At 67.3% G+C, this 20,803-nt stretch carries 28 protein-coding genes; 17 read left to right on the forward strand and 11 right to left on the reverse strand.

Annotated features, from left to right (window positions below):
• Positions 1-2: 2 nt before the first annotated feature.
• From OHU89_RS31795 to OHU89_RS31850, 12 genes are all read left to right on the forward strand, one after another.
• Entirely contained in the window at positions 3-1,256 is a 1,254-nt protein-coding gene (locus tag OHU89_RS31795) for a CpaE family protein (RefSeq protein WP_405647977.1), read from the forward strand.
• Positions 1,253-1,639 (forward strand): TadE/TadG family type IV pilus assembly protein, encoded by a 387-nt coding sequence (locus tag OHU89_RS31800; protein WP_405647979.1) that lies wholly within the window; start codon positions 1,253-1,255, stop codon positions 1,637-1,639. Before OHU89_RS31795 ends, OHU89_RS31800 begins: the two co-directional genes overlap by 4 nt.
• A gap of 1 nt (position 1,640) precedes the next feature.
• Positions 1,641-2,006 (forward strand): TadE/TadG family type IV pilus assembly protein, encoded by a 366-nt coding sequence (locus OHU89_RS31805; protein ID WP_405647981.1) that lies wholly within the window; start codon positions 1,641-1,643, stop codon positions 2,004-2,006.
• Between the two features lie 12 nt (positions 2,007-2,018).
• On the forward strand, positions 2,019-3,356 hold the full coding sequence (locus OHU89_RS31810; RefSeq protein WP_307026447.1) for a CpaF family protein: 1,338 nt from the start codon (positions 2,019-2,021) through the stop codon (positions 3,354-3,356).
• 10 nt (positions 3,357-3,366) lie between these two features.
• On the forward strand, positions 3,367-4,311 hold the full coding sequence (locus OHU89_RS31815) for a type II secretion system F family protein (RefSeq protein WP_405647983.1): 945 nt from the start codon (positions 3,367-3,369) through the stop codon (positions 4,309-4,311).
• A 14-nt stretch (positions 4,312-4,325) separates the two neighbouring features.
• The gene (locus tag OHU89_RS31820; protein ID WP_405647985.1) at positions 4,326-5,213 is read left to right on the forward strand and encodes a DUF5936 domain-containing protein; all 888 of its coding nucleotides are present in this window, start codon (positions 4,326-4,328) and stop codon (positions 5,211-5,213) included.
• A 16-nt stretch (positions 5,214-5,229) separates the two neighbouring features.
• Entirely contained in the window at positions 5,230-6,699 is a 1,470-nt protein-coding gene (locus OHU89_RS31825) for a sensor histidine kinase (protein ID WP_405647987.1), read from the forward strand.
• Between the two features lie 65 nt (positions 6,700-6,764).
• On the forward strand, positions 6,765-7,571 hold the full coding sequence (locus tag OHU89_RS31830; protein ID WP_405647989.1) for a response regulator: 807 nt from the start codon (positions 6,765-6,767) through the stop codon (positions 7,569-7,571).
• 119 nt (positions 7,572-7,690) lie between these two features.
• Positions 7,691-7,843, forward strand: coding sequence for a hypothetical protein (locus OHU89_RS31835; protein ID WP_362394719.1), 153 nt, complete (start codon positions 7,691-7,693; stop codon positions 7,841-7,843).
• Complete coding sequence (locus tag OHU89_RS31840) at positions 7,840-8,442, forward strand: pilus assembly protein TadG-related protein (RefSeq protein ID WP_405647992.1); 603 nt, start codon at positions 7,840-7,842, stop codon at positions 8,440-8,442. Before OHU89_RS31835 ends, OHU89_RS31840 begins: the two co-directional genes overlap by 4 nt.
• A gap of 34 nt (positions 8,443-8,476) precedes the next feature.
• Positions 8,477-9,055, forward strand: a complete 579-nt coding sequence (locus OHU89_RS31845; protein WP_405647994.1) for a hypothetical protein — start codon at positions 8,477-8,479, stop codon at positions 9,053-9,055.
• A gap of 7 nt (positions 9,056-9,062) precedes the next feature.
• Complete coding sequence (locus OHU89_RS31850; protein WP_405647996.1) at positions 9,063-9,710, forward strand: OmpA family protein; 648 nt, start codon at positions 9,063-9,065, stop codon at positions 9,708-9,710.
• Positions 9,711-9,770: 60 nt separating this feature from the next.
• Here the strand turns inward: OHU89_RS31850 and OHU89_RS31855 are convergent, their stop codons facing one another.
• The 4 genes from OHU89_RS31855 to OHU89_RS31870 all read right to left on the reverse strand — a co-directional run bounded on the left by OHU89_RS31855 (position 9,771) and on the right by OHU89_RS31870 (position 12,838).
• Positions 9,771-10,943: an RNA-guided endonuclease InsQ/TnpB family protein gene (locus OHU89_RS31855; protein ID WP_405647998.1), complete on the reverse strand. Its 1,173-nt coding sequence runs from the start codon at positions 10,941-10,943 to the stop codon at positions 9,771-9,773.
• 292 nt (positions 10,944-11,235) lie between these two features.
• On the reverse strand, positions 11,236-11,709 hold the full coding sequence (locus tag OHU89_RS31860) for a carboxymuconolactone decarboxylase family protein (RefSeq protein WP_384159043.1): 474 nt from the start codon (positions 11,707-11,709) through the stop codon (positions 11,236-11,238).
• Between the two features lie 241 nt (positions 11,710-11,950).
• Positions 11,951-12,313, reverse strand: a complete 363-nt coding sequence (locus OHU89_RS31865) for a DUF192 domain-containing protein (RefSeq protein ID WP_405648001.1) — start codon at positions 12,311-12,313, stop codon at positions 11,951-11,953.
• A 111-nt stretch (positions 12,314-12,424) separates the two neighbouring features.
• Entirely contained in the window at positions 12,425-12,838 is a 414-nt protein-coding gene (locus OHU89_RS31870) for an ATP-binding protein (RefSeq protein ID WP_405648003.1), read from the reverse strand.
• 201 nt (positions 12,839-13,039) lie between these two features.
• Between OHU89_RS31870 and OHU89_RS31875 the strand changes: the two genes are divergently transcribed.
• Complete coding sequence (locus tag OHU89_RS31875) at positions 13,040-13,876, forward strand: helix-turn-helix domain-containing protein (RefSeq protein ID WP_405648005.1); 837 nt, start codon at positions 13,040-13,042, stop codon at positions 13,874-13,876.
• A gap of 8 nt (positions 13,877-13,884) precedes the next feature.
• A complete protein-coding gene (locus OHU89_RS31880; RefSeq protein WP_405648007.1) occupies positions 13,885-14,076 on the forward strand; it encodes a DUF397 domain-containing protein in 192 nt (63 codons plus the stop codon).
• Between the two features lie 6 nt (positions 14,077-14,082).
• On the opposite strand, the gene OHU89_RS31885 is transcribed toward OHU89_RS31880, so the two are convergent.
• Both OHU89_RS31885 and OHU89_RS31890 read right to left on the reverse strand, forming a co-directional pair.
• Positions 14,083-14,499, reverse strand: coding sequence for a type II toxin-antitoxin system VapC family toxin (locus OHU89_RS31885; RefSeq protein WP_405648009.1), 417 nt, complete (start codon positions 14,497-14,499; stop codon positions 14,083-14,085).
• Positions 14,475-14,810: a hypothetical protein gene (locus OHU89_RS31890; RefSeq protein WP_405648011.1), complete on the reverse strand. Its 336-nt coding sequence runs from the start codon at positions 14,808-14,810 to the stop codon at positions 14,475-14,477. The genes OHU89_RS31885 and OHU89_RS31890 overlap by 25 nt, the downstream gene beginning before the upstream one ends.
• Positions 14,811-14,855: 45 nt before the next feature.
• Here OHU89_RS31890 and OHU89_RS31895 point away from each other — a divergent pair, with 45 nt between their 5' ends.
• The 3 genes from OHU89_RS31895 to OHU89_RS31905 all read left to right on the forward strand — a co-directional run bounded on the left by OHU89_RS31895 (position 14,856) and on the right by OHU89_RS31905 (position 17,139).
• Positions 14,856-15,059 carry a hypothetical protein gene (locus tag OHU89_RS31895; RefSeq protein WP_405648013.1) on the forward strand — a complete coding sequence of 68 codons (204 nt, stop codon included), beginning with the start codon at positions 14,856-14,858 and terminating at the stop codon, positions 15,057-15,059.
• Positions 15,060-15,445: 386 nt separating this feature from the next.
• The gene (locus tag OHU89_RS31900; RefSeq protein ID WP_405648015.1) at positions 15,446-16,099 is read left to right on the forward strand and encodes a hypothetical protein; all 654 of its coding nucleotides are present in this window, start codon (positions 15,446-15,448) and stop codon (positions 16,097-16,099) included.
• Positions 16,087-17,139 carry a hypothetical protein gene (locus tag OHU89_RS31905; RefSeq protein ID WP_405648017.1) on the forward strand — a complete coding sequence of 351 codons (1,053 nt, stop codon included), beginning with the start codon at positions 16,087-16,089 and terminating at the stop codon, positions 17,137-17,139. Before OHU89_RS31900 ends, OHU89_RS31905 begins: the two co-directional genes overlap by 13 nt.
• A gap of 80 nt (positions 17,140-17,219) precedes the next feature.
• Here OHU89_RS31905 and OHU89_RS31910 read toward each other — a convergent pair whose 3' ends face one another.
• The 5 genes from OHU89_RS31910 to OHU89_RS31930 form a co-directional block, all read right to left on the reverse strand.
• The gene (locus OHU89_RS31910; protein WP_405648019.1) at positions 17,220-17,873 is read right to left on the reverse strand and encodes a hypothetical protein; all 654 of its coding nucleotides are present in this window, start codon (positions 17,871-17,873) and stop codon (positions 17,220-17,222) included.
• Positions 17,870-18,406, reverse strand: a complete 537-nt coding sequence (locus OHU89_RS31915) for a hypothetical protein (RefSeq protein ID WP_405648021.1) — start codon at positions 18,404-18,406, stop codon at positions 17,870-17,872. Before OHU89_RS31915 ends, OHU89_RS31910 begins: the two co-directional genes overlap by 4 nt.
• 107 nt (positions 18,407-18,513) lie before the next feature.
• A complete protein-coding gene (locus OHU89_RS31920) occupies positions 18,514-18,861 on the reverse strand; it encodes a hypothetical protein (RefSeq protein ID WP_405648023.1) in 348 nt (115 codons plus the stop codon).
• Positions 18,862-18,961: 100 nt separating this feature from the next.
• Complete coding sequence (locus OHU89_RS31925) at positions 18,962-20,254, reverse strand: putative T7SS-secreted protein (protein WP_405648025.1); 1,293 nt, start codon at positions 20,252-20,254, stop codon at positions 18,962-18,964.
• Positions 20,255-20,257: 3 nt separating this feature from the next.
• Complete coding sequence (locus tag OHU89_RS31930) at positions 20,258-20,572, reverse strand: hypothetical protein (RefSeq protein ID WP_405648027.1); 315 nt, start codon at positions 20,570-20,572, stop codon at positions 20,258-20,260.
• Positions 20,573-20,803 lie beyond the last annotated feature (231 nt).

The raw sequence follows: 20,803 nt of genomic DNA on the forward strand, positions 1-20,803 counted from the left end.
GTATGCCCACGAGGATCCTGCCGGCGGTAGGCGACGCGGACGCGGTCCGCTCCATCACCACCCTGCTCAGCCAGCTCCCGGACGCCGAACCGGTGGCCCCGGTCGTCGACTCCACCCAGCTCGTCGACACCCTCGCGCGCCTGGCCGCCGAGTCCTTCGACGAGCTGCCGGAGGTCGTGGTCGTCCACGAACGCATCGGCCCGGTCCCGGCGCTGGAACTGATCCGCGAGGTGGCCCTGCGCTTCCCCGCGGTCGGCGTCATCCTCGTCACCTCCGACGCGAGCCCCGGCCTCTTCCAGGCCGCCATGGACTACGGGGCACGGGGACTGGTGGCGCTGCCGCTGAGCTACGAGGAGCTGGCCATCCGGGTCCAGGCGGTCGCCCAGTGGTCGGTGGGCGTACGGCGTCATCTGGGCGGCGCCGTCGACGTGTTCACCGGAGTCGGCGGCACGGTCGTCACGGTCAGCGGCGCGAAAGGGGGAGTGGGGACCACCCTCGCAGCCATCCAACTCGCCCTCGCCGCCCAGGCGTCCGGCCGCAGCACGGCCCTGGTCGACCTCGACCTCCAGACCGGGGACGTCGCCTCCTTCCTGGACGTCCAGTTCCGCCGCTCGGTGGCCGACCTCGCCACCATCACCGACATCTCCCCACGCGTGCTGGCCGACGCCGTCTTCCGCCACGACACCGGGCTCGCCCTGCTCCTGGCCCCCGGCGAGGGCGAACGCGGCGAGGAGGTCACCGACCGGGCCGTCCGTCAGATCGTCAGCGCCCTGCGCTCCCGCTACGAGATCGTCGTCATCGACTGCGGCGCCCAGATCGGCGGCGCCGGCGCGGCGGCCGTCGAGATGGCGGACACGGCCCTGCTCGTCACCACGCCCGACGTGATCGCGGTACGCGGCGCCAAACGGACCGTCCGCATGTGGGACCGGCTCCAGATCCGCAAGGCCGAGGAGACGACGGTGGTCGTCAACCGGCACACGCGCGGAACCGAGATCCAGCCCTCGCTGGTCCGGAAGATCACCGGCACACCGGTCGCGGGGGTGGCGATCCCCGCCAACTTCAAGGAACTGCAATCGGTCGTGGACGCCGGACGCGTCCACGAACTCGACAACAAGAGCGTCGTGAAGCAGGCGCTGTGGGCTCTCGCGGGGGAACTGGGACTGGTCAAACCGGCCGAGGGAGCGCACAAGGGCGGACGGTCCAGGAGCGACCGGGGCGCGGTGGGCTTCCGCCGACGCAGGGAGCTGGGGCCATGAGGCGGCTCGGGGTCATGGGGCGCCGGGACTCCGGCCAGGTCACCATCGAGTTCCTCGGCATGACCCCGCTGATCATCATCACCTTGGTGCTGCTGTGGCAGTTCGTGCTGGTGGGGTACACCTTCACGCTGGCGGGGAATGCTGCGGACGAGGCGGTACGGGCGGGAACGGCGGCGAGCCCGGGGGAGCGGCAGGGCGCGTGCGAGGCGGCAGGCCTGGAGAAGCTGCCGGACGCGTGGAACGGCACCGTGGAGTGCGGCACCGGCGGCGGCTATGTCACGGCCGACGTCGAACTCCAGGTCCCCGTCCTCTTCCCGGGCGCGATCGGCTTCCCGTTCACGGTCGAGGGCCATGCGGGAGCCGTGGAGGAGGAGACGGACTGAGATGTCGTACGACGGGAAAGTCCGCGACCGCCGACGTGCCGACCTCGGCCAGGTCGCCATCGAGTACCTCGGGTTCATCCCGATCCTGATCCTCGTCGCCATGGCGGGGGTACAGATCGGGCTCATCGCCTACACGGCACAGCAGGCCGGTACCGCGGCGCGGGCGGGGGCGCGGGCGGCCTCGCTGGAGAACAGCGCCCAGGAGGGCTGTACGACCGCGGTCAGCGACTGGCTGTCGGTCTCCTGTTCCGCCGCGCAGGGCGGCGATGAAGTCACCGTCACCGCCACCGTCGACATCCCCTCCATCGTCCCCGGCTGGGACTTCGGCGACGCGACCAAGACGGCCACCATGCCGCTCGACCACTGAACGAGGTACCCCATGAGTCTGCGGGCCCGCATCAGCACCCCCGAGGAGAACGGCAGCCGGGGCGAGGACGGCCACCTGGTCGCCTCGTACCGCGCCAAGCTCCTGGAGGAGATCGACCTCGCGGAGATGAGCTCGCTGGCGGCCGCCGAGCGCCGGGCCCGCCTGGAGCGGGTGCTCGGGCACATCATCAGCCGCGAGGGCCCGGTGCTGTCGACGGTCGAACGCTCGCAGCTGATCCGCAGGGTCGTGGACGAGGCGCTGGGCCTCGGCATCCTGGAGCCGCTCCTCGAAGACGCGTCCATCACCGAGATCATGGTGAACGGCCCGGACGCGATCTTCGTCGAACGCGGCGGCCGGGTGGAGCAGTTGCCGCTCCGCTTCCCCTCCCACGACCAGCTGATGCAGACGATCGAGCGGATCGTCTCGACGGTCAACCGGCGCGTGGACGAGTCGAATCCCATGGTGGACGCCCGCCTCCCGTCCGGCGAGCGCGTGAACGTCATCATCCCGCCCCTGTCGCTGACGGGCGCGACCCTGACGATCCGCCGTTTCCCGCGCTCCTTCACCCTCCAGGAGATGATCGGCCTGGGCTCGCTGGACGAGCACATGCTGTACCTGCTCGCGGGCCTGGTGCAGGCCAAGTTCAACATCATCGTGTCGGGCGCGACGGGCACCGGGAAGACGACCCTGCTCAACGCCCTGTCGGGGCTGATCCCGGAGCGCGAACGCATCATCACCATCGAGGACTCCGCGGAACTCCAGCTCCAGCAGGCGCATGTGATCCGCCTGGAGTCCCGCCCGCCGAACGTCGAGGGCAAGGGCCAGGTGACCATCCGCGACCTGGTCCGCAACTCCCTCCGTATGCGCCCGGACCGCATCGTCGTCGGTGAGGTCCGCGGCGGCGAGTCCCTGGACATGCTCCAGGCGATGTCGACCGGCCACGACGGCTCACTGGCCACGGTCCACGCCAACAGCACGGAGGACGCCCTGATGCGTCTGAAGACCCTGGCGTCGATGTCCGAGGTCGGCGTCCCCTTCGAAGCGCTGCACGACCAGATCAACAGCGCGCTCGACGTGATCATCCAGCTGACCCGGTTCCCCGACGGAGCCCGCCGCATCACGGAGATAGCCATCCTCGACAGCCACGGCGCCGAGCCCTACCGCCTGGCCACGGCGGCCCGCTTCCACGCCCAGCCCATGTCGGCGGACGGCCGCGTCCACGGCGCCTTCGAGTACTTCCCGCTCCCACGCCGTACTGCGGACCGCCTCTACATGGCGAGCCAGCCGATCCCCCAGGCCTTCGGCGTGGCCCAGTCCGCGCTCGAACTGACGACCCGAGAAGCCAGGTAGGTACCGCCCGATGGAACTCGACTCGCTGATCACGCTCACCACGGGCATCGCCCTGCTGACCTGCGTCCTCGCCGTGGCGGGCCTGCACGCGTACGCCATGGGCAAGGCCCAGCGCCAGGCCCTGGTCGACCGCCTCTCGGCGACGGGCCAGATACAGGCGGGCGGCCGCCGGCGCCGCTTCCCGACCCTGGACCGCCGACTGCGCCGCACCAAGCTCGGCAGGAAACTGGAACTGAGGCTGGCGGCGACGGGCCTGGACATCACCCCGGGCGAGTTCTTCGTCTACATGGTGGCCACGGCCGCCGGCCTGTGGCTGATCAGTCAGGCGGCCCTGGCCCCCTTCTTCGGCCCCCTCGCCGGTCTGCTGGGCATCTGGGTGGCCGTGCAGTTCCTGAACTGGCAGCGCCAGAAACGCATCGAGAAGTTCATCAACCAACTCCCGGAAATGTCCCGCATCCTGGCCAATGCCACCCAGGCGGGGCTCGCCCTGCGCACGGCGATCGGCATGGCCGCGGAGGAACTGGAGGCCCCGGCCGGGGAGGAACTGGGCAAGGTGGCCAACCAGCTGGCGCTGGGCGCCTCCCTGGACGACGCGCTGGGGGAGATGGCGGAGCGCCTGCCGTCGCGCGAACTGGTGGTCCTGGTGACGACGTTGGTGCTCTCCAACCGGGCGGGCGGCCAAGTGGTGGGTGCGCTGCGGAACTTGACGGAGACCCTGGAGGAGCGCAAGGAGACCCGTCGGGAGGTCCGCACCCAACTGGCGCAGGTCAACATGACGTCGTACGCCGTCCCGGTCCTCGGAGTGGGTTCCCTCTTCCTGATGAACGGCGTGAAGGACGGCGCCCTGGACCGTATGACCGGCTCCCCGGCCGGCCAGGCGGCGGTGATCATCGCCTTCGCGCTCTACGCGGTGGGGTTCGTCCTGATCCGCCGCCTGTCCCGTATCGACGTCTGAGGGGGCGTACACAGATGGCACTTCTTCTCGCCCTGCTGATGGGCCTCGGGGTCTGGGGCGTCTTCGCCGGGATCCGCATGTACCGGGCGGACGCGAAACTCCCCGGCGACCTGGTCCTCGCCCTGGAGGTCGGCGCCACGCGCACCGGCGCGGTGGACTCGCTGATCGACCGTCTCGGCATGCGCTACGCGCCCGCCGTCCTGCGCCTGATGGGTCCCAAGCAGGTCGCGAAGTACCGCCGCAGGATCGACCTGGCCGGCAACCCCGGCGGCCTGACCATCGACCGCTACGCGGCCCGCCGCGCGGTCTACGGCTTCCTGGGCGGGTTCGGCGGCCTGGTCTTCGTGATGCGGGGACAGTTCCTCGTGGCCCTGCTGCTGTTCGCCTTCGGGGCGTTCTGGACGGAGGTCGGCATCTGGTCGGCGATCCGGATCCGCAAGGACGTGATCGAGCGGACCCTGCCGGACTTCCTCGACGTCCTGGCGGTCGTGGTGAGCGCGGGCCTGGGCTTCAGGCAGGCGCTGGACCGGGTGGCGACGAAGTACGAGGGGCCCTGGGCGGACGAACTCCGCATCACGCTCCGCCAGATGGACCTCGGCATGGGCCGCCGCCAGGCCTTCCAGGAACTGCGCCGCCGCAACGACTCCGAACAGGTGGCCATGTTCGTCACGGCGCTCCAGCAGGGCGAGGAACTGGGCGCCCCGATCGTCGACACCCTGGTCGCCCTCGCCAAGGACATGCGCCGCACGGACGCCCAGAACGCCCGCCGCAAGGCCGCCCGCGCGGTCCCCAAGGCCACGATGATGATCACCACGTTCATGGTCCCGGCCACGATGCTCCTCCTGGGCGCGGGCCTGCTGCTGGGCTCGGGGACCGACTTCGGCTCGATCACGGGCGACTAGGGGGCGGGTGACGAGGATGTCGATGACCGGGGAACGCCGGGGGGTGTGGCGGCGGCGGGGAGTGGAATCGCTGGAGGAGCCACTGCCGGGTGTGCCGAGGCAGCCACGGACGGCGGCGGACGGTGGAGCCACCCCACAGGGGCCAGCCGCTCGGGCTGACACACCCGCATGGGCTGACGCTCCCGCAGGGGCTGACGCTCCCGCTCGGACTGATGCTCCCCCAGGGGTTGGCGCTCCCGCTTGGACCGACGCGCCCGCACAGGCCGACGCACCCGCCATCCCCATCCAGGTCAACGCCCTACAAGCCCTGGCCCGCCAAGTCTTCGGCTTCCGGCTGGCCATGATCGCCCTGGCCGCCCCCGCCGCCCTCCTCAACGCCAACCCGGGCCTGGGCGCCCGCCTGGTGGGCGCCGCGGTGGTCGCCACCTTCATGGGCTCGTACGTCCTCTTCAGGGACTGGGAACGCTTCGGCCCCCTCCTCCTCCGCCACCCCACGCTCCTGGCCGCGGACACCCTCTTCGGCTCCCTGCTCCTCATCTCCGCGGGCCCCGACACCACGCTTGCCTACGTCAGCGTCTGCACCCCGCTCCTCGCCGGCATCGTCTACGGCTGGCGAGGCGCCGCGGTCTTCGCGAGCCTTCAGTCCCTGATCTTTCTCCTGGTCTACGCGACGACACAGAACCCGGCCACCACCGTCGCCGAACGCCTCCTCCTCCCCGGCCTCTGCGTCATCGCCGGAGCGGTCGGCTCGGCCCTGCGCAACCTCATGTTCCGCTTCGGCGCCGCCACCCAGGCCCTGACCGAGGTCCAGGCCCGTCTGGCCGTCACGGAGGCGATCGCCGAGGAACGGGCCCGTCTGGCGAGGGAGATGCACGACTCGGTCGCCAAGACCCTGTTCGGCGTGGCCCTGGCGGCGGACGGCCTGGCAGGCTCGGCCGACCGTATGAACCCCACGCTGGTCAAGGAACGGGCGGAGCTGGTGGCCCGCTCGGCCCGCCGGGCAGCCGCCGAGTCCCGCGAACTCCTGGCAGACCTGCGCCGGGAGGCGGACAGCACCGACGTACTCAGGGAACTGGCGGCCCGCACACGGGACTTCGGCACCCGTACGAACCTCGCGGCCACCTACCACTCCACCGGCGAGGAGGAGACACCCCTCATCCCGCCGGCCGTCGCCCGTCAACTCCTCACCATCGCCACGGAAGCGATGGAGAACGCCCACCGCCACGCGGCCCCGACCCGGGTGGACGTGAGCGCGGGAGTCCACGGCGACCTGCTCTGCATGACCGTCTACGACGACGGCCGAGGCCTGCCCCAGGGCACCACCCTCGAACAACTCCGCAGCACGGGCCACTTCGGTCTGGTGGGCATGGTCGAACGAGCCGCCTCGCTCGGCGCCCGCATCCGCATCGGCCGCGGCACCCACCCCAAGGGCACGGAGGTCCGACTGGAACTCCCGCTGACGACACCGGCCCCAGGCAGCGCTTGACCAACCGCACGACGCCGCCGCACAAATCCCCCACGCAACGCGAAACGACGAGAGGAGGCCGCAGAATGCCGGACCAGACGACTCCCCACCCCGGCGCGAAGCAGCCACCGCCCCACGACCCGTTCGAGGACTTCCCGCCCCCCGCGCCATCGACCGCCCTACGCGTCGTGGTGGCGGACGACAACCCGGTGGTCCGCGCGGGCCTCACCGCCCTCCTCTCCGGCCGCGAGGACATCACGGTCGTCGCGGAAGCCGCGGACGGCCGCCAGGCCTACGAGGTGGCGCTGGCCCACCACCCCGACGTGATCCTCCTGGACGTCCGCATGCCGGGTGTCGACGGCCTCTCGGCCCTCCCGCACCTGGTTCAGATCTCCCCGGTGGTGATGCTCACCTACAGCCGGGAGTCGGAGATCGTCCACGAGGCCCTGCGCCTGGGCGCCGGCGGCTACCTGGTCCACGGCGAGTTCACGGCGGACCAACTGGTCGACGCCGTAAGGAACATCAAGAACGGCCGGGCCCACTTCACGCCGACGGCGGCGGATGCCCTGGTGGCCCGGCTGCGACAGACAAAGGAAGGCAGTGCGACTGCACACAATTTCGCCCCGCATCAACCCAAGTCCCCATTGATTTCTGCGAAACAGCTTTCGCAACTGCAACCAGTTGTGGCACAGTCTGACAAGTCGCGGTTCCACCTGAGCGCAAGGGAGGCGGAGATCATGGACCTCATCGCATCCGGCATGAACAACCAACAGATCGCCGCCACCTGCTTCATCAGCGAGAAGACCGTCAAGAACCACATCAACCGCATCTTCGCCAAACTCCACAGCACCAGCCGCGCCGAGGCCGCCGCGAAGTGGCTAGGGGTGACCTGAGATGAGGGCTGGGGGGAAGGGGAAGGCGAATTGGGCCCGGAGTTGGGCCCTGGGACCCTCCGCGAGGACGGGCGCCACCTCATACGTTGCCCACACCACGGACAACGGAGGGCAACGCCATGCGGAACTGGAACGACGAGGGACAGACCGCGGTCGAGTACCTGGGGATCATCGCGGTGGTTGTGGCGATCGTGTTGGCGATCACGGGGACGGACATCGGTCAGCAGATCTACGACGCCATCGTGGCGAAAATCGACGAGGTCATTGGTTGATCAGGCGGTCCCCGTACGGCGACGCAGGGCAGGCCTTCCCCATCTACATCACGGTGGTGGCGGGCCTGCTTTTTCTTGCGTTCGCCTACCTTGCGGTCGGCCAGGCCGCGGCAAACCGGAACGGCGCGCAGACGGCAGCGGACGCGGCGGCGCTCGCGGCTGCCCAGGACGCCAGGGACCAACTCGCGGGCAAGTGGGTGGAGGTCGTACTCGACCCGACGAAGTGGCAGGACATCTTCGATGGCAACGTGCCAGGTCTGACTCCCTCGTGCGAGCGGGCCTATGAGCTGGCGGCGCAGAACGACGCGCACGTAGAGGCTTGTCAGCTGACGGGACTTCTGGCCTACGAAGTCGATGTGGAGACGAACGAACCGGTGGGAGACTCCATCGTTCCCGGCACGGAGAACAAGTATGCGAGGGCATCCGCCCGGGCAGTGATCGAACCTCTCTGCACGTTCGAGGTCCCTGGCGCGGGTTCCGGGGACGACGTACTGCCGCGACTCACCTGCAAGGACAACGTGGACTGGGACTTGGACCCGGACGATCTCACCATCCTTCCGGAGCCCGAGGACCTCTTCGACGTCCATCTGGCCGACTGACAAGCGAACGACAAGGGATGAAGGAAGCGGAGTCATGAGTATTCGGTTCACTACGAAGGCCCGCAGGGGGATGGTCGCACTGACTGTTGCGGCTGGACTGGCCGTCGGTGTGGCCGGCTGCGGCGGTGGAGGCGACGACGACAAGAAGCCGGAGGCGTCGGCCTCGGCTTCCAAGGACACCGGGTCCAATCCGAGTGCTCAGGAGGGGACGGATGAGCCTCTCGCCGAGCTCAAGGGTGAGGACGGGTTGATCCTCGAAATCACCTCGGCCCAGAGGGACTCGGGTGGGTTCGTCACCGTGAGTGGTGAGATGAAGAACGACGGTGCCGAGGCAGCACGTGTCTCTGTGCGGACGTCGGGCGACGAGACCGAGATCATCAGGCATGGGACGTCGTTGGGTGGAGCAACCCTCGTGGACTCCGCGAGCAAGAAGCGCTACTACGTGCTGCGTGATACCGATGGGCGCCCGCTGACCACGACGGGCATGCCGCGGATCAAGGCAGGCGATTCCATCCCCGTCTTCATGCAGTTCCCCGCACCGCCCACCGACACGGGCGAAGTCACCTTCCAACTGCCCACCTTCGCAGCCGCCACGATCACCATCTCCGGGTGAGGCACCGATGACCCTCACCCCACCCCGCCTCGCCCTGACCCTCACCGCCGCGTCGGTCATGCTCGCCACGAACCTCTTCGTCGCGACGACGGCCGAGGCCGACGAAACCCCCAGCGTCCCCCCAGGCACCGAGGCCACCGCCGCGGCCCCCGTGAAGGTGGACGCCAACGACCCGGACCTCAAGCTCCCCGAGGGCGCGACCCTGGCCGAACCCAAGGTCCTGGACATCAAGCAGGTCGTGGAGGACCAGTCCGGCGAGGAACGCCGTGAAGACACCAACGCCGACGTCAAGTTCGCCCTCCAGGCGGAGGTCCTGTTCGGCAAGGACAGTGCGAAACTCAGCGGCCAGTCGAAGGCCCGCATCGCGGCGATCGCGGACGAGATCAAGAAGCAGAACGCGACGAAGATCCGCGTCTTCGGCTTCACGGACAACCTGGGCACCTCCGCCCACGGCGACGTCCTGTCGAAGCAGCGGGCCAACGCCGTACAGGACGTCCTGGAAGCCGAACTGAACGACGCGAACGTCACGTACGAGGTACGCGGATACGGCGAGCAGTACCCGATCTCCGACAACTCGACGGAGGCCGGCCGCAAGAAGAACCGACGGGTCGAGGTCTCTTTCCCGCGCACGGAGAGGTCAACTACCCGGTCGTGAACGATCGGGCTTGCTGCTCGAGTCATCACTGGCTGTGATGGGTTCGGCTGCGTCCAGTACTCACGCGATGAGGGTGAGTGCAGGGGCCGTTGGCTGGGCCCCGCATACCCACAGCATCCAGCCGCGTCGGCGGATGTTGTGGGACGCGTTGTGGTCCGCGTGCTCAACGAAGCCGCAGGACCGGCAGGTGAACCGGGCCTGGGAGGGCCGGTTTCCCCGTTCGGTGTGGTGGCACTGGGAGCATTCCTGGCTGGTGTGCGCCGGATCGACGTGCACGACCGGGACTCCGGCGCGCCTCGCCTTATAGGCGATGAAGGCGCCGAGTTGGGCGAAGGGCCAGGAGTGGAGCGTGGTGCGTTGGGGCTTTCTCAGCCGTGCCCGCTCGCGAATGCCCGTCAGTTCTTCCAGGGCGATCCCGCGTCCGGTGCGTTCAGCCTCCGCCACGATCCGCTTGCTGATCTTGTGGTTGATGTCCTTGTTCCGGCGGGCCTCACGGCCCGCGTACTTCCTCGCCCGCCGCTTCGCGGACTTCGTGCCCTTCTTCTGCAGCTTGGACCGCAGCGCCCGGTCCCTCTCGCGCTTGCGGTTGATCCGGCGTCCGGAGTGCCGTGCGCCGTCGGAGGTGGCGGCGATGTTCACGATCCCCAGGTCGACACCGATGAAGCCCACCGGGTGCGCGTTCAGGGTCTTGGCGGGGATCTCGCAGGTCGCGATCAGGAACCACTTCCCGCCCTGGCGGACCAGGTCGGACTCACCCTGACGGTGCGCGGCCAGCACAGCCAACTGCTCGGCCTGCCCGGTGAACGCCACGCCCTTCAGCCGGCCCGCCGTGGTCCAGATGGAGAGGGTGCGGGCCTGATGCTGCCAGGACAGCATCCGGTCGTCGTAGGGCTGGGCCGCCTCCTTACGGAAGGTGACCGGCTTGCCCGCGGCACGGGTGTGGCGCTTGGTGCCGGGCCGTCCGTAGCGGCCGTTTCGGAGGTTGGCCTTCAGGGTGGTGTAGGCGTCACAGGTCTTCTTGATCGCGTGCTGGGCGGCCTGCGCCCCCAGCCCCCACCGCTCCCTGACCTCGGCATAGGTGTGCTTGCGCAGACCGAGCGGACGGCGCGCGCCCTTGGCGAAGGCGACCTCGGCGGCCCAGGTGGCGGCCTCGTTGCAGGCGTGCAGGGTCGCCTCAAGTGCCGCCGCCTGTACGGGCGTCGGCAGCAGCTTCACCCGCACCACCAGCTTCATGACGTCGACCCTAAACCTCCGGTCACACAAACCGTACCGATACAGGCATTCGCCATACGATCAGGTAGATCATCGAGCACGCGTTCGCTTCGCGTGCCCTGTCCAGCTCCGCCGGACGGCAATCCGGGCACTCCGTGCCTGAGAGAGATGCCGCGACGCTCCGCGTCGCAGCCACGGGATGCGATTCCTCCCGGGGCTGAAGCCCTGGGGTTCCTCGCAAGATCACGCTGAACGACGAGGCGCCGGGGAGGAGAACTCCCCGGCGCCGATGGAACGGTCGATCGTCGATCGGTCAGCCGAACATGCCGGGCTGGTAGTCACCGGCGGGCTGCTGGATGATGACGTTGAAGCGGTTGTAGAGGTTGATGAGGGCGATGGTGGCGACCAGCGCGGCCAGCTGCTCCTCGTCGTAGTGCTTCTGGGCGTTGGCCCAGACCTCGTCGCTGACCCCGCCGGCCCCGTCGGCGATACGGGTGCCTTCCTCGGCCAGTTCCAGCGCGGCACGCTCGGCCTCGGTGAACACCTTGGCCTCACGCCAGGCGGCGACGAGGTGGAGACGTTCGTGGGTCTCGCCGGCGGCGACCGCGTCCTTGGTGTGCATGTCGGTGCAGAACCCGCAGCCGTTGATCTGGCTGGCGCGGAGCTTGACGAGCTCTGCCGTCGAGTGCGGCAGGGTCGAGTCCGCGACCGCCTTGCCCGCCGAGTTGACGTACCGGATGATCTTGCCGGCGAGCGGGTTTCCGAAGAGGTCGAGGCGGGCTTCCATGGTGAGCTCCTGTGGCGTTGGTGTCGATGCCTACACCCCCTAGACGGAACGACCCCACCGAGATGTGACACCCCTGAATGTGACGCGCGTCTCGTGGGCGCCGACGGGGACTACAGCGACGTAGAAGCTGACCTGGATGGGCCACCTGGTAACGGTCAGCAACCTGACGGCAGGGGAGTACAAACCATTCCTTCTGCGCACGGAGCAACCCCCGGCGACCAAACCCAGTGATCGGCCCCCGTCACTCGGTGGTCACGCTCACCCGCACCCCGGCCCGCAGCCCCCACCCGGCCATAACCCCGGCCTCCGCCTCCAGCACATGACGCGAACGGAGCCGGGGCATCCCCAGTCGGCCGGGCTTCATGGTGCGTACGGCGGTGACGACGAGGTGGCGATCGAGGTAGGCGACATCGATGGGCATGCGCATACGAAAGGTGTGCACACCGCTGGCAGGCGTCAGCAGGATCGCCCCGTCCAGGGAATCGCGCCCCAACAACCCTTTGGTACGGGCGCGATAGGACGCGGCGACCTCCAACGGAACGGAAACACCGGCAGGCTCCCCATGGACGACCAACGTCCCCCGCCCATCCCGCAACCGCCCCATACCCGAACCGCCCCCTTCGCCCACCACAACCTGCCCGTCCGCCACTCCCGCGAACCGAACGTATCGCCGCCAGGCAACAGAGACGAGGCCGCGCCGACCACTCGTCAGCTTTCAAGCCGCGGCAAGCTCACACCACACGAACTTCCCCCGGTTCCCCTCTCTCGCCAACGGCTGCCATCCCCACACTTCGGCGCACGCCCGTACCAGCGCCAGTCCCCTCCCTTCCTCCGCCTCAGTGATCTCCTCCAACTTCCCCGGCGGCTCAGGTGGTTCCGGATCGGCGTCCCACGCCCCGATCCGCAGCACCCCCGCCACCCAGCGCACCCGAAGGGCTGCGGGTCCCTTGGTGTGCCGTACGGCGTTGGAGACCAGCTCCGCCGCGAGCAGCTCCGCGACATCGACGAGGCGGATCAGGCCGTGCATCGTGAGGATCAGCCGGAGGGTACGGCGGCTGACGGTGACGGCTCGGACGTCGTTCGGGATGTACAGCGTGTACTCCCAGGGTGCGGACTCGGTTTCGGGCATGGGGAGAACTCCGTTCAGGTGAGGGGGAGTTGGCGGCGATTACGGTGCCGCGTCCGGAATGGCAGGGCGGGGCGGTGCACTTCCGCAGAATGCCTTTGCGTAACTGAAGGTAGACCTTTTATTTATGACCAAGCAAGCCGATCCCGTAAACTGACCCCGAACGAGTCGTGCTGGCAGGCGTGTTGAACCAAGGGGCAGTCGATGGGTACCAGGCGCGAGCCGACGGCGCGGCAGAAGCGTCTGGGGGCGGAGCTGCGCAGGCTGCGGGACGCAGCGGGCCTCAGTGCCCGCGAGGCGGCGGCGCTGCTCGGTGTGAACTCTGTGCAGATCAGTCAGATCGAGTCCGGCATCGCGGGTGTGAGTGAGGAACGCCTGCGCAGACTCGCATCGCACTACGTCTGTACGGACGGAGAGTTCATCAACGCTCTCGTCGCGATGGCGACCGATCGAACACGAGGCTGGTGGGAGGAGTACAGGTGGCAGCTGCCCACGTCATTCCTAGACCTCGCCGAACTGGACCACTACGCCACGTTCCGAAACGAGGTGTCGATCCTCTACGTGCCGGGTCTGCTGCAGACAGAGGACTACGCTCGCGCTGTCTTCTCCGCCAGGGTCCCCGAACTCACCTGTGCGGAACTGGAATTGCGGGTGCGTCACCGAATGGCCCGCCAGCACATCACCATTCCGTACGAACTGCTGATCCATGAGGCAGCCCTGCGCATCAGGCCCGGCGACCGAGTCACCTCTCAGGCTCAGCTCGCCAGTCTCTTGGAGTTGACCAAGGCGGACAACATCACCCTGCGTGTCATCCCCTTCGACCTGGATCGCTTCGGCTTGGCCGCAGGCGCCATGGCATACGTGGGTGGCCCCGTACCCAAACTGGACACGGTGTTGCGCGATGCACCACAGGGTTCGGCCTTCATCGATGCCGAGGCTCAACTCGGAGCTTTTCGAACACGTTTCCGTAAAATGGAAGCCGTGTCACTGGAGCCGGCGCCGTCGCGTGACTTCATCCATCGTCTGGCGGCAGAACTGTGAGGTCCCCCATGGATAACTGGCGCAAGTCGTCCTACTCAGGTCCGGACGACGGCAACAACTGCGTAGAGATCGCCACGTCCCCCACCCACATCGCCATACGCGACTCCAAGGCTCCCACCCGGGCCACTCTTACCTTCCCCACCACCTCCTTCACCCCCTTCCTCGCAACCGTCAAGACCCCCCACCCCGACTCCGCATAGCTTCTGTCACACACCCACGGAACGGATCCGGTCGCCGCAGAGCTTGTTCATGTCGTCCACGTCGGACGTCACGACGATGCGTGGGCCTGAGTAGCCCAACGCCGTCGCCGCGACCACCGCGTCGATGGCGTACTTGTGCCCGTGCAGGTCCGCGTTGCGGAGGAGCTCGATGGCACGCCATGTGATCGTGTCCGTGACGGGCAGCACTTCCAGCCGGGACACATGCCATCGCAGGCGATCCATGCGGGCCTTGGAGTGCCACGCCTCGACGAGCGTCAGGTTGCTCACCGCGACCAGGGTGTCTTTGGCCTGGGCCATGCGGATCAGACCGGTCACGTGCGGGTCGCTGGCCATGAACTTGCTGAGTCCTTGGCTGTCGAGCAGCAGTACTCCATGGCTCAACTGGCTTTGCTTGCGCGCCATTCGGGACTGTCGCCCTCTCCGTGGGCATCTGCGGCGGGCTCGCTCGCCGCCATGGTCTCGGCCTCACGGAAGATGTCCGCGGCCCACTCCTGGACCTCGGCGGAAGGGGGACCGATTTCCGCCTCTTTCTCCTGGAGCAGCTCCTCCAGCAGGTCACGCTGTATTTGCCGCTCCACCGCCGCGCTGACATACGCCGAGAAGCCCCGGCTTCCCACGCGCGCTTTGACCGCGGCGATACGGCCCGCAGGCATGGACACGCTGACCTTCTGGGCTGGGCCCTCGTCCTTGCCGTACTGCTCCGCAGAGTCCATACCGAAAGAGTAGCAAAGAGTTTAGCAAATGACGGTCGGGAGGGATTGCGGCAGCACGACTTCGCAGCCGAACCAGTCGACACTGTGCGGGCCGCGGACTCCGTCGGCAACAGCGCATCCGTCGCCCAGCCGCTGATTGCATGGCGGCACACGGCCGAGGCGCACTCCGACCCCGAACTGCTCGCCGTACTGACGAAGGACCACGCCGAGGACTGTGGCCCGGCGCGGGACCCGAGGCGCGTCGTATGAGCACGGGGCGCGCGGTGACCGTGCGGAATCACCCTCACCCGGAGGGCACCGGGAAGTCCGCTTCGCCGACGCGGCATCGGCAAAGGGCCGGGAGGACTTCGCCCGGCAGGTTCGAGAGAACACATGTCGCGCCTGGGCAATGATGCGTGGTGCGCGTGCGGCGTAGGCGGTAGGCCTCTTGCTGACGGACATCTCCTTTGCGCATTCATAACTGGAACTGTCCGCTCACTCCACGTTACGCAACCGTTACGACTCAACAAGGTCCATATGTGCCCCATTTGAGCTCATACACCCCGCCCCTTGACAGTCTTCACTCTGGTGTCCCGGCAGCCCCCTGGATAGCGTTGCTTCGCTCAAGAGAAGCCTCGCCTCACCGGGAGCCGACCGTGAACCGCCGCCCCACGCTGCTCGCAGCGCTAGCCCTGACCGCCACCGCGGCCCTGACGCTGTCCGCGTGCGGAAGCGACGACAGCTCCAAGGACAAGGACAACGACAAGATCGCGGGAGCCGACACCGGCAAGACGTCGTCCCCCAGCCCGAGCGCGTCGACCTCCAGCGACCGACCGAAGATCGAGATGCCGTCCGATCTGGCCTACACCTTCGACTGGCCGAAGACGGGTGACGAGGACAAGGACGCGGTCCTGGCCGACGGAGAGCAGTCCATCAAGGCTGTGGACCTGGCCATCGTGAACCAGGACGCGCTCGACAAGGCGTACCTCTACTACTACGAGGGCGAGGCCGCCGTCGGCGTGGAGAAGTTCGTCAAGGAGTACGTGGACGCCAAGGTCAGCATCACGGGGGCCTACCGCTTCTACAACCCCGAAGTGGCCGTGGACAAGGACGGTACCGCTTCCCTCAGCTACTGCGAGGACCAGGGGAAGGCGTACGCGAAGGACCTCAAGAACGGCAAGGTCAGGAAGACCAAGGTCACTTCCGACAGTTACGTGATCTACCACACGTCTCTGAAGAAGAACGGCAAGGGGGTGTGGGCGATCCAGAAGATCGTCTCGCAGAGGGGGAGCGCGAAGTGCCAGCCCTGACACGCGCAATGAAGAAGATACCGAGCGCGGTCGCCGTCGGTGTGTGCCTGTCGCTCTTCGCGGTGCCGGGCGTGGCCCACGCCGATGACTCGCCCACCGGAGGCGGTGGCACCCTCGACTCGAGCAACCCGACTCAGGACGCCAACGCCGACGACAAGGGCAATCTCTCCGTCACCGTCGGCACCGTCGAATTCGACCGTTCGAAGAATGGCAGCGGCGCCTCCACCGGCGCCCTGACGTCCAACACCTCCTGGACGCCGCCCGCCTGCTGGTATGCCCCGATGTACTCCCCCGAAGAGCTGCAGAAGAAGTTGGAGCCGATCTGGGAGGCCGAGTCGACGGGCTACCAGTGGGATGCCGAGCAGCGGGAGAAGTACAACGCCAAGGATGAAGAGAAGGGCTTCAACAAGGACAAGTCAGGCAAGGGCTACTGGTGGGGCTCGTACGTCAACAAGGACTTCCCGCCCGGCTGGGACGCCTGCGACGAGGACTATTTCTGGGTGGACACGGGTGACGCCCCGCCGGCCAACATCCCGAACGCCGTCACCCCGGAGATCCTCGCCGGGCTCGCCTACAACGAGATCCGCGTCCCCGGTACCGAGGTGACCCTGGCCCCCGCGAACAACACCAAGGTCAACCTCCCGACCTGGGCCTGGCTCGACGGCGCCGAGTTCAAGCCGGTCTCCGTCACCGCCTCCATCGACGCCATCGGCCTGACAGCGACCGCCACGGCGGAACCGATCTCCCTCGAGATCAAGCCCGGCACGGCCGACGCCGTGACCTACCCGGCATCCGGTGTGTGCGAGATCAACAACGGCCGGATCGGTGAGCCCTACGCGAAGGGCAAGGCCGACCAGACGCCGCCCTGCGGCGTGAAGTACCTGCGCTCCTCGGGCGACGGCTCGTACCCGCTCCAGGCCACGGTCACCTGGAAGATCACCTGGACCGGCACCGGCGGTGCCGGCGGCGACCTGCCCGACGGAAGCTTCGGTGCCACCCAGGACGTCGTCGTACAGGAGATCCAGGCCGTCAACCGCTGACAACCGCGAGATACCACGGTCGGGCGATCACTCCTCTTGGGAGAGTGATCGCCCGACGTGCTGTGGCGACCTGACCGGGATCACGAGGACTTCCAAGCATCCGCTTCCTCATCCGCGCTGATCCGGACGGTGCGGGCGAATTCGTCGACATCGTCGAGAGCCCGGAGGACCCGGCCGGCGTCGGGATCGGCCAGGATGATCAGAACGTCCGCGGCTTCCGTGCCCTTCTCGTAGCGCCAGGCGTAACGGAGGCCGACGTGCACCTCGTTGCTGTCCTCGTCCTGGAAGTAGCGCAGCACCCGCAAGCCGGCACCCAGGTGCGGGGAGTCGAAGCCCTCGACGATGGGGGGCTCGACGGCGTAGCTCGCATCGGCGTGGGTCAGCTCACGCAGTGCCATCTCCCGGTCCTCACCCTCCTCGATCTCCACCAGGTCGACATACGCGGGAAGCGGGATCTCCCGTGGGTGGGGGAGATGGAGGAAGACCTCGAAGTCCGGGTAGGCCGCGGGGGCCCTGAGGGCATACATCAACAGGATGTCGGTCAGCAGATCGACTTCGCCCGGCTCTGGCTTCTCCGACGCGAAGTCCTCCCAGAGACCCTCGGCGAAGTAGCGTGCCCACGCCTCAGGCGTCTGTGCCTCCTCGACGTCCTCAAGACCCGGCTCCGGCCACATGAGAGGGATGCGGATCCAGGGGGACAGATCCATGGCGTGCTTGACGTTGAGCCAGCTCACTCGTAACTCCACTTGAACGTGCCGACCACCGCGTCGAACAACTCGACCAGCACGTCGGTGAATTCGCCGTCGATATCGCCGTCACCCGGGGTGGAGAAGTTGATGCTGATCCAGCGACCGGGGTCGTCCGCCACGGGGATCACGTAGTCGACCCGCCGTGTCGGCAGCTCCTCCTCGTCAGGGGTGGAGCGGTAGGCACGGCGGAGTGCGGGTGCCCCTGCCACGTCGACCGTTGTCGCCGTTCCGCCGGGCACCTCCTCGTCGGCAAGCTGTGCGAGTACCGCCTGTGGGGGGACCGTATGGTCTCGGCCGATCGGCAGCTCGGCAACGATGAACGAAGCCATGAGGAAGATGCCCCCGCGAGGGAGGACCGGAAGGTAGAGGTCGAGGCCACCGTTCCTTCTGGCCGCGCGGGCTTGCTTTTCCAACTGGCGGCGCATCTCCAACCGGAAGCGCATCGCGTCGTCCCGGGGGATGCCTTCCGGGACTTCCGCCATGTGCGAGAAGAGAACCTTTTCGAGTGCTTCCTTCATGCCCGCGCGCAGGGGGATTCGGACCCAGCCGGGGGGCAGGACGAGTTCGTAGCGGTGGGGAGCGGTCGCCTTGACGGGGGGTGACTGTTGTTCCAGATCGGAGGCGCTCACACGCGGGCCTGCTTCTTGAGCTGGCGGTCGGCCACGAGGATCGTCAGCGTGGAAAGCACCGAAATCCAGGCCAGCCAGCTGTAGCCGAATGCCGCCAATACATTCGGGATCAGGAAAAGAAAGGAAACCATCTTGACCACCTGGGAGAAGTTGGCACCCCTCCGCGGGTCACGGATCAGCTCTCGGTTCTTGATGAACAGGAGAAGCATCAGGACAGGCCCAATCATCATAGGCCAAGCCGCGTATCCGTAGGTGAGCCAGTCCATGCCCCCATATTTACTTCCGAGATCCTGGAAGGCAAAGCAGAGGATCGGCGTCAAAGTGAATACGGCAAGGTGTTTCATGGCCCGTGACTCTTCTGGGCTTTTCGCTGGGACTGTTGCCACTATCTCCCACTCCTTACTGAGCCTGATTACTGTCGGTCGAACCTAGTGCCGGGATTCTTCACCAGCGACTCCCGACTTCACGTGTCAGGACATCCTTGGCATCACCGTACTGGTCCGCGTAAGGGCCCTTTTCCCCGGCCTTGTCTCCGAGGTCTACGGCGGTGGCTGCTAGGTAGTTCGAGCGGAAATTCCTAACGGCCTTTTCCGTCGCATCGGCCGCCGCCCGCACGCTGGCATTCCCGCCGAACTCAGCCCGCATCGCCTTGGCGAACTTACTCGCGCTGATGACCTCCCCGTCGCCCCCCAGTAGCCGCTCCACCCGGGTCGCCATGGGGCGTGTTTCTCGTGCCCCGATCTGCCGCAGGGATTGCAGTGCGCGCGCTGCTTTCGAGCCGCGGTCCGAGCCGGCGTAGCGCATGAGGTTCTTGTTGAGCAGCTTGCGCAGATTCTCGTACCGCTGGAACCGTTCCGCCCTGCTGACGGTTTTGAGCGCTGTCACTGCGGACTTCACGCCCTTCATCGCAACGCTGCCCATTCCCAGCGTCGCCAGCGCGAAGACGTCCATGGCGACGTCCGCCCAGTTCCCGTCACCGGAGAGGGCCAGCAGCGTGTGTCCGATGCCGACGAGCGCTGTGAGGCTGATGGCGGTCACCGTGATGAGGGTCGCCAGCCATCCGACCGGAGTGAAGAGGAGGGCGATGATCCCGATGGCGGTCGCGGCCCAACTCAGGACTTCGATGACGGATTTGATGGTATCCGCGTGCTCGTGCACCCCGTCCTTGAAATTCTCCCAGGTGCTGTCCTTGATGATGTCCGAGATGTCATCGCCGATGTTGTCGGCGTAGTGCTGGGCGCGGGAGTCGCGCTCGGAGACGATCTGGTTGAGCTGCTTGTGGTAAGGCGCCAGGTGGCTGTCGGGGTCGGATGACTCCGACACGTTCTTCTCGCCGTTTTTCTTGGCCTCGGCTTCCTTCTTCTTCACCTCGGCAGCGTGTTCTTCGTCGGCCTGCTTCGCGGCTCGGAGGACGCCGTCGGCCCGTTCCTGGAAGTCCTCCAGCTCGTTGGCCCAATTGCCGAGGTCGCCGACCACACGTTCGTAGCGGGCCGCAGTCTCGCGGAAGTGCTTTTCGAGGTCGCCGGACTTGTCGCGGATCTTGTCGGCGTACTTGCCCGTCAGGGCGTCACCGTCGGCGGCCTTGCGCAGGATGCGAGCCTGGTCGCGAAGGGTTGAGGCGAGGTTCGTCATTCTGCCGACCTCATCGCGGATGTCCTCCGGATCGCCGGGGACCGGGTCCTTCTCCGCCAGCGGATGCCAGTCGACCGGTCGGCGCCTGCCCTTGCCCGTACCCATCGGTCAGTTCCCCCCGTTTTCGCCGTGCTTCTTCTCGTTCGCCTTCGCGAGATCGAGGTCCAGCTTCTCGAAGCTCTTGAGCGAGGTCTCTACTTGCTTGCCCAAGTCCTCGACGTTCTCAAGGAGTTCACGCCGATAGTTGTCCCAGTTGGTGACGAAATCATCCATCTTGCCTGCGATGCTTTGATGGCCCCAGATGTCATGGATGTCGGCACGGTGTTTGTCGATGCCTTTGAGGGCCTTCTTGATGTCCTGCAGATTCGTCTTCGAAGACTCCAGGAGTCCGTAGTCGACTACCAGCCGGTCGCGCTCCCCCATGGGCCTCTCCGTTTGCGCTTGCGTGGTCGGCACGTTCCCGTTGGGCTCAACCCACCGGCACGGTCACCGCGGTCACCTTCCTGTCCCCGCCCGCTGATCGTGGGGTGACCGTGTCCGCCGCTGCATCCTCTCGCATCCATGCTGTGCTGGTGCAACCAGACCTGCTGGATACCGGCCTGATCGTTGACGCCCCGAGAACGTCCCCGTTCGACCGCTGGTCTCGTGACGGCA

It is taken from the genome of Streptomyces sp. NBC_00019, from assembly GCF_045041015.1.
In the GTDB taxonomy this organism is placed as follows: Bacteria; Actinomycetota; Actinomycetes; order Streptomycetales; family Streptomycetaceae; genus Streptomyces.